Origin of the sequence: Paenibacillus sp. FSL H8-0280, from assembly GCF_045040665.1 — a bacterium.
GTDB lineage: Bacteria > Bacillota > Bacilli > Paenibacillales > Paenibacillaceae > Paenibacillus > Paenibacillus xylanexedens_A.
This window is the reverse complement of sequence record NZ_CP150296.1, coordinates 6,832,382-6,844,572: the sequence shown is the minus strand read 5'-3', so window position 1 is coordinate 6,844,572 and position 12,191 is coordinate 6,832,382. Positions and strand designations below refer to the sequence as shown.

The following is a 12,191-nucleotide window of genomic DNA, read 5'->3' as shown; positions in this document are numbered from 1 at the left end:
TTTGATGTCATTGATGTCCTCACTTGCGAGTAGTTGCTTACTTAAAGTTTTCTTTATAATTCACAAGCGCCCCTATCTCGCATGATAAAATACGGAAGAAAAAACGACATAATTTGCTGTGTCGGTGTCACAATTCGACTGCGACTGATCAGGAAGGTCGGTGAACGAATTCAATCTGTAAAGTTGGCATTATCGTACCTTAAAGAAGTCGAATTTTGGATGGTCTTTTTAGTTTGATCTATACATAGAAGGGATGAATGAAAGTGAAGAAAGTAAGACAGGGATGGAAGGTGAGCCGGCAGATCCTGATGTGGATGCTGGTGATCAGCTTAGTAGTTTCTGCCGTGCCCCTATTACCAGCGCAATCGGCAGTAGCGGCTGAACTACCGATGCAGATGACAAAAGTAACCACATCCAGTGGATTCCAGGATGTGAATCCCACCGACTGGTTCTATGATGCAGTCGTCCATGTGCAGGAGAAGGGCATATTCAGCGGAACGAACGCGAGTAGCTTCTCTCCTAAGGGGACAATGACACGTGCCATGTATGTAACGGCACTTGGACGGATGGCCGGAGTCGATGCCGGGGCGTACTCCACTTCGAGCTTTGCCGATGTACAGGCGGGCAGCTGGTATGCGCCATATGTCGAATGGGCGGTTAAGAAGGGAATTACCGATGGCACGGGGGATCGGAAATATTCGCCGGATGCTACCGTATCTCGGGAGCAAATGGCGACGATGACGTTGCGGTATTTCGAAAGCGAACAGATCCCTTATCAGACCGAGAATCCGGTCACGACAGAGCCGGGCGATCTCGGGGATGTATCGTCTTGGGCGGCTGACGCGGTCATCAAGCTGTGGCAAGCCGGTGTGTTCACCGGGGACGCCAAGGGCAACTTCAATCCGCGTGCGCAAGCGACTCGCGCGGAAGCTGCAGTTCTCTTCATGCGCAACAACGCGGTTGTAGAGGCGTGGAAAAATCAGAATCAAACGCCGGTGACGCCTACTTCAACACCAACACCGACATCGCCGGTGACACCAACATCCGGCGGTAATAGTGGTGGCGGAACGCCTGGAGATAACGGAGGTAACCCAGGCACGGGTTCCACTGCGTATACGCTCACGTTTGAGAGCAACGGAGGCACGGTGATTTCTGCGCAGACGGTACGAAAAGGCCAGGTGCTAAATAATCTACCTGCTCCAACAAAAGAAGGATATATATTCCAAGGGTGGTTTGCGGATAGTGATCTTTCACTTATCTTCGCAAGTGGCACTACCTTGACTGCGGATACGAAGTTGTATGCGAAGTATACCGATAGCATAGATCGTGCCGTACAGAGCGTACCAAGCTATTCGGTACTGGATGTCGCGCCGAACTTCACCATTAAGGTGCAGGATTCATCAGGCAGTCTAACGGAATCCCAGGTCAAAGAGAGGATGACCTTCGTGGATACGGCGAATCCCGAATTCGAAGGGGTTACCGTCTCTGGCGGGAACGGAGTTTTCACGGTATCGTCAGCAGCCGAAAACGGCAAGTTCGTTGAAGGTAACACATATCAACTTACGTTGACGGATGACAGTTTGTCCTTCCAAGGCCAAGACGCGACGACAAGTATTTATGTATTTAGCGTTGCTAAAAAAGAAGTCATGAATATTCCACTCAATCCGAACATGATCTACATTCCGTTCACGGATGTCACGGATATGGTGATCAATGGAGCAGATGTCGAATCGCCCGAGATTTCAGTCGTTACTACGACGGTAGGTGGCGAAAATGCACTCGCCGAAGTGAATGCGAGTAGTGGAACGTTCAAGTACACCGGAAGCACTGGCACGGTAATTCAAGTCGGTGATACCGTAGCCATCTATGAGGGAGTTAGTCCCGAACTGCGCACAGTCGAAACGACTGGTGAAGACGATGGTGATGTGGCCTATGTCCAGATCACGGCGGTAGATGGAAGTGTCTACACTTATGATCACGCAGATGCCAATCAAGTGTTGTTCAAGCCGGATGTTCTACCGGTGAGCATAGAAGCAGATAAGGATGGAATTCCCAATAACCATTCCATCACGGTTGAGCACACTGCCATGAACTACAGTGACAGCCTGTACAAGCCCTTCGGTTTGGATGAGCTGACCACTGTTGATGTGGGCGACTTTATTGGTTTTTATGATGGACAATTCGATCAAGAAGGTATTGAGATCATGGGTTATGGACGTATTACATCGATTACGTCTGAGGCGGAGATGGACGTAATTACGTATGAAGATGCCACCATTGAAGATATTGAAAATGCCTTCAACATCTATCAGAAGCAAGCAATTGACGGCGATGATCTGTTTTCGGAAGAACAGATTGCACAGCTCGAAGAGCAAATTGAGCAGCAAGCGAGAGACAGCGGATTCGTCAATGAAGCCGCGGATTATCTGTCTGACATCGCCATGGAGACAAAGGAAATTCAGCAGATCAAGGCTCAGTCCTCCCTAGCGTCCGGTAAAGGGAGCCGGGTAAGTGTGGAGAAGCTGACCGTTGTTGCTTCACTCGGCACGAGGCTGAAGAATATTGACGGCCGAACCTCAGGCGTAAGCGCTACATTACAAGTGGGTGCCGATATTGTTGTCAATATCAATGAAGACAGCGATCTTGTCATCCATATGACGGGTACATTCGTGCAGGAGATGAGCCTAGACCTCGGTATCAATGGGGATATGAAAGGGCACTGGCTGAAAAAGTGGGGGATTCCTTACTGGTACAACATTGATGATTATGTAATTACGGCGAATCTGGATGCTTATAGCTATACCGGAATGAACATCACGGCAGAGATAGCTCTCGTTGAACACGATAAGTTAAATGATGCAGTGAATGACTGGGTGGGCGAGAAGAACGCTGGCAGGTTGGGCAAGGTTCAGGACATTGCGACACAGATTAAAGCGGTAATGGCGGGTGTGCAGGATACTGCCGTAGATGCGGAATCGTTGAAGGAAAAGTATCAAGAGATGTTGGAGCAAGACACGGAGTGGGTTCCGTTAATCAAGAAAGAACTCTTTGAAAAGAGCGTACGCGTGGCTTTAGGTATTGTGGAAGTCAAATTTGAAGCGGAGTTTGTGGTCAGCGCCCAGGTGAACCTGACGGTGGGGGCAGATTTCTACTATAAGATGGCCAAGCGCTACTCGGTTAGCTTGCGCGTATTGAGTTTCAGTGGTTCGAGCAATACGGTCAGCTTGCCGGGAGACGGAGATTACCAATTTACCTTCTATGTGATGGGGACGATCGGTTTACGAGCTGGTATTCATATGGAGGTCAAAGCGGGGGTTGGAAGCGTCAAGTTGAATAGTATCGGGCTTGCTGTAGAACCCGGTGTGTATGTGAATCTGTGGGGCTATTTTTATTATCAATTGAAAAATATTAGCGGGGTGAAGACCACGAAGTCTTTAGGTGCCCTGTTCGTCGAGATTGGCATCTATTTGGAGGTCGAACTCGGCGCTCAATTAGGAGATGGAGCGCTCTCAGGTGGAGTGGAGCTGGTCGATGAAGAGTGGCCACTGTATACGATTGGAGAAGAACAGAACGTCTACGACTTCGCCTATCCACAGGATAAGTCGCTCAAAGTGAACATGGCGGGTTCTGCGTCATCCATCGCTGTACCGGAGTTGTGGGTCACGATGAATACCTTTGATTTGAAGACAGGCGATACGGATGAACAGGCGTATAATCGCTCGAATTTCGATATTCAGGTGGACAATCCAAACTTCAAGTATGACGCAGCAAACGGGATGATTGAAGTGGTGGACAAGAACATTCAGGTGAGTGATGGCAATCTGGTTATCACCTGGAAGGGGGCACCGGCGTCGTTCATGTCCGAGCCACTCAAGCGTACGATTCAGTTAAGCTGGCTTGCCAGAGTGGGTGACTACATCCTTCAGCTGGATCCACAGAACAGCGGAGTGACCCAGGTTGTGGCGGCTCCTTATAACGCGCCAATCAGCGTGGTCACCCCGGTATATCCAGGATACACCTTTGACGGCTGGTATACGGCCGCTTCCGGCGGCACGAAGATCACGATTCCGAACCGAATGGCTGCGGAGGATCGGAAACTGTACGCGCACTGGATTGCGAACAAGAATACGCCGTATACGGTTGAGTATTATGTGCTAGACCCGAACAGCAGAATACAGGCTCCGCCTGTGGATACTGAAAATAGGACTGGAACAACGGACACAGAGATTCGAATCAGCTCCGACAGGTTTAAGGAACAGGGCTATGCGACCGGAACGGTAAGCGGCGTATTAATCAAGGGAGACGGCTCGACAGTCGTAAGAGTTAATTACTATCCGGAGAATCGAAAGATGACCTTCGCTGGGGGTTATGCCGGTGCGCCCCAAATCTCGCTAACGGAAGCCGTTGGCAAGAACATTGCTGCTCGTATACCTGTGCCGACAAGGCAGGGATATACGTTTGCCGGTTGGTCGCCAGAAGCTCCAAGTACAATGCCGATTGAGGATACTACGTATACAGCGAAGTGGACGGGGAGAGAGGGTACGCCTTATCAGGTCGTGTACTTGCTGCAAAATATCGGAAGTGACACCTATACGGTTGCAGATACGGAATCGTATCGTGGAGTTACGGGTACCGAGGCGAATTTGGCGGATGTCAAGCCGAGATCCTATGATGGCTTCGTGCGGGACGACAGCATTTCGGTACTGACGGATCTAATCACGAGCAACGGCAAAACGGCGTTGAAGGTATATTATAAGCGTGATGTATACCAAATGACGGTTGATTATAACGGTTCTGGGGCAACAAATAAAACGGATAATGTTCCTTTCGGAGCGACGATGCTGTTGCGTCTAGGCGCTCCGACATGGCAGGGATATAGCTTTACGGGTTGGTCGCCAACGCCTCCGACCACGATGCCTGCTGAAGATGTCCAGTTTACCGCTCAGTGGGCAATTAACGACTACACTGTAAATTTCGACAGTAACGGTGGGTCCGAAGAAGTGCCGGCTCAGACTGTAGGGTTTGGCGCCACGATTAGTACGCCGACTGAACCGACGAAAGATGGTTATGTATTCGGCGGTTGGTACAGTGATAACACGTTGACGAATGCTTACGACTTCGCTGCAGCGGTGACGGCGGATCTCACACTGTATGCGAAGTGGCTGATCCCTTACACGATAAGCTTCGAGAGTAATGAAGGGTCGGTAGTAGATGCCCAAACAGTGAATGAAGGCGTCAAGGCTATGGCTCCTGCCCCTCCGACGAAAGACGGCTATGTGTTTAGCGGCTGGTACAGCGATAGTGAGCTAATGAACGCCTACAATTTCACGACTATGGTGGTAACGGGAGACCTGACATTGTACGCGAAGTGGACGGTATATGTACCGAATACTTACACTGTAAATTTCGAGAGTAACGGCGGATCGTTGGTCACAGAACAGACTGTGAATGAAGGTGCCGTGGCTACTGCTCCTGGCGCTCCGATGCTGGAAGGGTATACGTTCGACGGCTGGTATAGCGATAGCGAATTGATGATACCTTATGGTTTCACAGAAGGTGTAATGGCGAATGTGATGCTGTACGCGAAGTGGACAAAGAACAGCTACACAGTGAGCTTCAACAGTAACAACGGATCGTCGGTGAGCAGTCTGTCCGTGAGTGAAGGTGACACGGCAACAGTTCCTGACGCACCGACCCGTGCAGGGCATGTATTTGAAGGCTGGTATAGCGATGCTGGTCTGAATGAATCTTACAGCTTCATGACACCTGTGATGAATAACCTTACGCTGTACGCGAAGTGGACGGCTATATATACGGTCACCTTCAACAGTAACGGCGGATCACTGGTGGCTGAACAGAATATGCAAACCGGCGGTAATGCTACGGAGCCTGCCGTACCGACGAGGGATGGTTACACGTTCAACGGTTGGTACAGTGACGCTGGACTGAATGAAGCCTACAGCTTCACGACATCGGTGATGGGTAACCTCACGTTGTACGCGAAGTGGACATTTAACAGCCGCACGGTGGACTTTGACAGTAACGGTGGGGCAGCAGTAGGTAGTCAGACGGTGGTTACTGGCGACAAAGCTGTGGCACCTGCTGCACTGAAGTGGGCAGGGTATCGATTTGAAGGTTGGTACAGCGATCCCGAGCTGGAGATCGTCTACGACTTCATGACGCCGGTGACGTCAAACATCACCCTGTACGCGAAGTGGACCATGACATCGTGGCTGCAAGTAGGTGACTTGTTGGAATTGAATAGTAAGTCCAATGTCATTTTCGACAGTCAAGGGACTCCTTACGTGGCTTATATAAAGGACAATTACGAAGTATTTGTGATGCAATATAAGGGAGGCAAGTGGCAGTCCTTTGGCAATCAAAGCGATCTTGAAAAAGCGGGAGGATTGGGGAGCTCAGCTATATCGCTCGGAATAGACAGTAAGGACAAGCTTTATGTTGCTTATAAAAATAGCTCAGGTAAAGTAAGCTTTAAAAATTATAATGATGAACATAAGTGGTGGAGAGCAGTATCTACTGTCTCTGACTTCAGTTGGAATGATGGTAAGACGAGCAGAAAAGTGGATACAGTTCAAGACAGCTTCTTCATTACCTTTGATAAGGATGATAATCCTTTTCTGATGTTTAGAGGTGCTTTAGTCGGTAATGCTGCGGAACCGTCAATGCTCATGTCATGGAGGTATTATAGCGATAGGGGACGGATACAAGAAGCGAGATTACAGGCATTCGCAGGTCTAAGAGCCTTCCTCGCACCATTACCAAACAACGGCATGTATTTATTTGCTCCATTCAGGTCATCTAGTACCCCTGTGGCAACAGGATATAGCCTGGTAGATGGGTCATGGAAACAATTGGATCCTAAATTATATCCATATCAAATAACTCCGAATATGGATGCTGCATCCGCGCTTGATCCATCTGGCGTACCTTATATGATCTATCTTAGCAGTTCCAATGGTGTTGAAATGTGGAAATATCCGCACTCCACTTCGTCAGAAGATACAGCATGGGAAAAGGTGAGCACTCCCGGATTCTCGGTGGGTTCATCTCAAGAAGTAAGCATGGATATGGCCTTTGACAGCGAAGGCACGCCTTACGTTGCTTATCGAGATGCTGCAAATGGCAACAGGGTGACTGTGATGAAATACGAGAATTTGGATTGGAGACCCGTAGGGTCTGCCGGATTCTCCGCTGGTGATGTTCTTCAGCTAGACATCACCATAGACAGCATCGATAACATCTATGTGAGTTATAAGGAACAAGGTAAAATGAACGTGATGAAGTTTGATCCTAATTTCAAATAACTTGGATAGATCAGACTGGCAGAAGAGCCTACTCCCATCGGAGTAGGCTTTTTTGCATATATTCCGTAATTTACTGTAATTCATGCAGCGTTTGCGTCTCCGGCACGTTATGCACACCCCATTTGCAGATTTCCTCCAGAATGGGCATCAGACTCTTGCCTCGGGGGGTTAAGGAATACTCCACTTTGGGCGGGGTCTGATCATACTCAACTCTTTGTATCACACCTTCACGTTCCAAATCGTTCAATTGAGAGGTTAATACCTTGTACGTGATCCCGGATACACGTCTTTTGAGTTCGCCGTAACGTGTGACTCCATGAAAGGCAAGTTGATACATGATCTTCATCTTCCACTTTCCGCCGATAATGGACAGGGTGTAGTCGAATGGGGTGAGTGTTTCCGCTGGGTTTTTACTCGGGTTATCCATTACGAATAAGCTCCTTTATGCAGGTACGCACTTCAAAGTGCGTACTTTTTTTGTGGTGAACAAGTGTATATTCTTATACCAACTATATGTTTCCCGTGGGGCTTTGTAAACCGAAGGAGCTGCTCAGGGAAAGAGTAGAAAGGAGGGAGTGTCATTGGCAAAAGACAATGTATTTGAGTTTGCAACAGGTGATATCACCATCGATGAAATGTATAAATTGATGATCGGTTCCGTGGTGCCGCGGCCAATTGCTTGGGTCTCTACGCGAAGCAAGGAGGGTGTGCTTAACCTCGCTCCATTCAGTTTTTTTACCGTTGCTTCACGCAATCCGGCGACTCTGCTCCTATCCATTGGACCCGGTGTAGGTGAGAGAGAAGGAACAGTGAAGGATACACTCCTCAATATTCGAGAGACGGAGGAATTCGTTATCAATATGGTCCCGGCTTCACTGGTGGATTCGATGCAGCGATCATCTGCTGATGTAGCATCGGACGAGAATGAGTTTGAACTGGCGGGGGTTACACCCAAAGCAGGCATATGTGTAGATATACCTTCCGTGCTCGAATCTCCGATTGCTTTTGAACTTACACTGGATCGTATCATTGAAGTGGGTACAGATCATCTGGTTCTTGGAAAAGTAGAGCACGTGCGAGTGGACGCAGAGGCATATGCTGGTCATTATAAAATAGCGATAGAGAGCTGGCAGCCACTAGCCAGTCTGGCTGGCGATTACGCTCTAATTAAACCTGCATTTTCAGTCTGAGATGGGGTTACGTCATCTATATCTGAAATGGTGCAGCAGAAAGAACCGCTTCTTCAGTTGTGAACCCTGAAAAAACGGCCTTTCCCGAGATTTAAATTGTAGATGTAGGTGGCTAATCCTCATCTCCAATTATTTTGCTTAGAAATTGGTTCGCCCAAACGTGGCATCACTCTTCACAGTCGAGCTGCTGGATGCGTTGATGGCATCGAGCTGTAACACGTAGTCATAATGCCGGATGTAATATCCGGGCTGACTGTACGATTGAAGGGATACTTTGGTGCTGTCAGCCCAACCAGGACTGCTTAGGAACGTAGCATCTCCCTTATAGGCGGAGGTGTCGGCATAAGCTTCAAGTACAATTTTATTACTGGTGTTGCGCTTCAAGAAGTAGCCCGGGAAGTTAATAGACTCCAGTGAAATTCCTGTGGAGCTGGCAAGGCCTGGTACGACGCGGAACTGTGAATCCAGAACAGGAGAGACGTTGGCATCCACGCGAGCGGTGTAATTGGCATGACGGATGTATCGATCCGGAACGTTGTGTGAACTGAACCGGCTGTAACCTGTGGCTTCAGGTGTTGCAGGGCCCAACATTTTGACCTCGTGCAGGGTTGGGGTGTACCAGTTCCCCGGATTATTCCACAAGACGGCGTTCACCATATTGATCCGTACATAACGGGCAGTGAAATGCACGGCATCCGTGGTGAAGCCATAGGTCAGATTATTGGTGCGATCCAAGGTGGAGTAATTAACTCCATCGTTGCTAATTTCAATTTTGTATTTGTAGTATCCTTCGGAACCTTTATACATAAACCAGGACGTGTCGATCTCGGTGATCGTCTTCGGTGAGCCGAAGTCCACCTGCCACCAGGCAGGCCAGCTATTGGAGGAAGCCACCCATGAAGTCTGGTAGTTGCCATCATTGACGTTGGATGCAGACGAACCGGAGGCTGTGGAGCTGGCGGTAGCTGTTTTGCCTTGTGCATGATTGACGAGAGCAGGCGGTGTTACTACACCTGTTACTGCATCAATATTCCATGTGGTATACCATTCCAGTGATGCTGTTCCGTTCGAATCATTTAAGGTTAGTGGCAGCCAGATATGTTTGTGCTCTCCGAGGTTCATCGGATTCCAGCGATCTGCCATGTAGATGAAGGATGTGGTGTTGCTACCTGTAATCGTGGCAATATCATGAATCTGCGAGCCGAAGGCAGATGGATTGCCATATGGCGTAAGCGCAGTCCATGGACCCGTCATGGAAGTTGCTGTAGCATAAGCGCCCTGATTCGGATACCAGCCAGCGGCTTGGGAGGTGAAGAGGTAGTAACGGTTTCCATTTTTCACAACAGCAGGTGCTTCACGGTAGGCGTTCTCGAACAACCAGCCCTCGAAGGATTGTATTCCGGTGTAACTTGCATTCATTTTGAAAATAGCCATCGTATCATTGGCACCGCCATTTTTGCGTGAAGCAGTAACGAGATAACCGGTGCCATCTGTATCAACAAAGACGGTCATGTCACGGGATTCATAATTGAGTGGGCGGAAGCTACCCTCATAGGTAAATTTGCCATTCGGGGTATTGCTTGTTGCGACCGCTACACGCCCGAGGTTGTAGTCCGTACCGTTCTCATAGTGTGCCCAGAGCACATACTGGTTGGTGGAGGCGTTATAGATGACTTTGGGGCGTTCAATTTTGCTGGAGGCCAGCTCGGTTGCGGAATCTTTCGTCAGGATGGCATTGCTGAAAGTCCAGTTCTTCAGATCAGTGGAGGTGTAGACGTTCACGCTGTCAAACCTGCCGCCCACCGCATGTTCACCGTACAGATAATACGTCGAGCCTACCTGCAGAATGTTGCCACTGTTCGCATGGATGGGGTTGCCTGCGGTATCAAGCCAATCGGTGCCATTGGTTATTGTGACACTTGCTGCGCTTGTTCGTTCAGGATGAAGTCCAAACAGGGTGAACGTGAGTGCAAAGACCAGAAACCAGACGGCTTTCCTGTTACCCATTACATACACCTCCCGAAAGATATCAAATTAAATGTAGCGCTTTCATTTATATTGTAGTTCGGCTAGACTCTTTTTCAAGTGAACAATCCATCCATTGCTGAACAAACCTTCATTTCATCGTGGCTGAGCGGTGAGAGCAGAGGAAATGTTCCTAAATATCAAGTACGATGATATAGAGAGGATCAGATACACACGGTAAAATAAAGCTAGACTGAATTCACATCATGGTTGGAGGGTGGACCGTCATGAACAAGTTTATTGTAGATGAAGACCTTCAGGTGATATCGCATAATGACGAGGATGGAACGAACATTCCGATTAAGGGAGGCATTACTGCTCAGGATTTTGAAGTCATCTCTATGTATCAAAAGGGATGGCTGACATTCGCCTACCTGCGTGATCGTCAGGGAATATGGTGGTTCAATGCTCGCAAGAACAAGGCGAGTTTGTTCAGTCGGGATACGGAAGCTTTTCGTGTGATCGATGAAGATTACTGCTGCGACTCTCAGTATGTCTATCTGGAAGATCAGGCCGTGCCTGATTCTGATCCGAACAGCTTCAGGCTGTTGCCGGATACGCCCTACTTTGCTCAGGACCAACGTTATTTATATGTGAAGAGTAGCACGCACTTTCATATTTTTGGGGATATTGATACGAATAATGTGATTGCTCATCAAGACTATTGCACTGACAAGGACCATCTGTTCCATCTGTCCAGCTCTCTTCGCTATGCGAATGGGGAAAAGGACGAGGCGAGGGCATGGCTGCAAGAACATCATTCCGACGTACATGGCTGGTGGCATGCGAATTATGCCCACAGTGCAGAGGGCGCTAAGCAGATCACAGGGAATTGGGCTGAGACTGCGTCGTCCATTTTTTATAGAACCGAATGGGGCGGTACGTATCGTCAAAAAGCAAAAGCCGTATTAAACCTTGTTCGTGGGGTGGACAGGTCTACCTTTGAACCGCTTGATGAGCAGTTTGCACGGGACCGGGAACGGGTTTATTTTCAGTGGCGTATCCTCAAGGGAGCAGACCCGGATACGTTCCAGTCACTAGGTGGAGCCTTTGGTCGTGATGGCAAACATGTGTATTACAACGGATACCGTGTCGACGAGGCAGATGCTCAGCAGTTTGAAGTGTTTGCCGGGACGGGGCATCTTGGACTTTCCAAGGATCAGCAACATGTGTATCGTGCCGAGGTTGTTCGGACAAGTCAGCCTTTCGGTCATCCTGACAATGTGCTTCAGATGATTAAGGGGGCAGACGCAGCGACGTTTGAGTTAATAACGCCTTCCGGCAGTTGGGCGGTGGATGCCAATCGTGTGTATCTATGGGGTAAACCGAATAAACATATCGATCGAGCCAGCTTTACACATCTATTCGATGCCGATCCCCAGAGCTTCGCGAAAGACAAGAATGGTCTGTATAATGCCAATGGAAACCGCACAGTTAAGGGAGTTAACGGCAGTACATTTGTCATGCTGAATCGATATTGGGGCAAAGATGACCATGTGGTGTTCAGTTTTATGACGGGTGGGGTTTATAAGGCGGGAGATGTAGCAACGTTTCAGGTTACGGATGATATCGGGGGCGCCGAAGATGCGCTATTTCGGTATACGGTGGAAGGCGGTGCAGTGAGGAAAAAGAAGAGGTAATGAAAAAAGGG

General features: G+C 48.8%; 5 protein-coding genes. 3 read left to right on the top strand and 2 right to left on the bottom strand.

The features are described from left to right. The first annotated feature begins 257 nt into the window (after positions 1-257). On the top strand, positions 258-7,325 hold the full coding sequence (locus tag MHI12_RS29785) for an InlB B-repeat-containing protein (protein WP_405171107.1): 7,068 nt from the start codon (positions 258-260) through the stop codon (positions 7,323-7,325). Positions 7,326-7,395: 70 nt separating this feature from the next. Here MHI12_RS29785 and MHI12_RS29780 read toward each other — a convergent pair whose 3' ends face one another. Further along, positions 7,396-7,752 (bottom strand): winged helix-turn-helix transcriptional regulator, encoded by a 357-nt coding sequence (locus MHI12_RS29780; RefSeq protein ID WP_405171106.1) that lies wholly within the window; start codon positions 7,750-7,752, stop codon positions 7,396-7,398. 148 nt (positions 7,753-7,900) lie between these two features. Between MHI12_RS29780 and MHI12_RS29775 the strand changes: the two genes are divergently transcribed. Continuing rightward, positions 7,901-8,515 carry a flavin reductase family protein gene (locus MHI12_RS29775; RefSeq protein ID WP_405171105.1) on the top strand — a complete coding sequence of 205 codons (615 nt, stop codon included), beginning with the start codon at positions 7,901-7,903 and terminating at the stop codon, positions 8,513-8,515. Between the two features lie 138 nt (positions 8,516-8,653). Here the strand turns inward: MHI12_RS29775 and MHI12_RS29770 are convergent, their stop codons facing one another. After that, positions 8,654-10,522 carry an AbfB domain-containing protein gene (locus tag MHI12_RS29770; RefSeq protein ID WP_405171104.1) on the bottom strand — a complete coding sequence of 623 codons (1,869 nt, stop codon included), beginning with the start codon at positions 10,520-10,522 and terminating at the stop codon, positions 8,654-8,656. Positions 10,523-10,767: 245 nt separating this feature from the next. Between MHI12_RS29770 and MHI12_RS29765 the strand changes: the two genes are divergently transcribed. After that, positions 10,768-12,180 carry a DKNYY domain-containing protein gene (locus MHI12_RS29765; RefSeq protein ID WP_405171103.1) on the top strand — a complete coding sequence of 471 codons (1,413 nt, stop codon included), beginning with the start codon at positions 10,768-10,770 and terminating at the stop codon, positions 12,178-12,180. The last annotated feature ends 11 nt before the right edge of the window (positions 12,181-12,191 follow it).

Bases quoted from the DNA above. Each gene is read 5' to 3' on its own strand.
- MHI12_RS29770 (WP_405171104.1), bottom strand. From the start codon at position 10,522: ATGGGTAACAGGAAAGCCGTCTGGTTTCTGGTCTTTGCACTCACGTTC.
- MHI12_RS29785 (WP_405171107.1), top strand. From the start codon at position 258: ATGAAAGTGAAGAAAGTAAGACAGGGATGGAAGGTGAGCCGGCAGATC.
- MHI12_RS29780 (WP_405171106.1), bottom strand. From the start codon at position 7,752: ATGGATAACCCGAGTAAAAACCCAGCGGAAACACTCACCCCATTCGAC.
- MHI12_RS29765 (WP_405171103.1), top strand. From the start codon at position 10,768: ATGAACAAGTTTATTGTAGATGAAGACCTTCAGGTGATATCGCATAAT.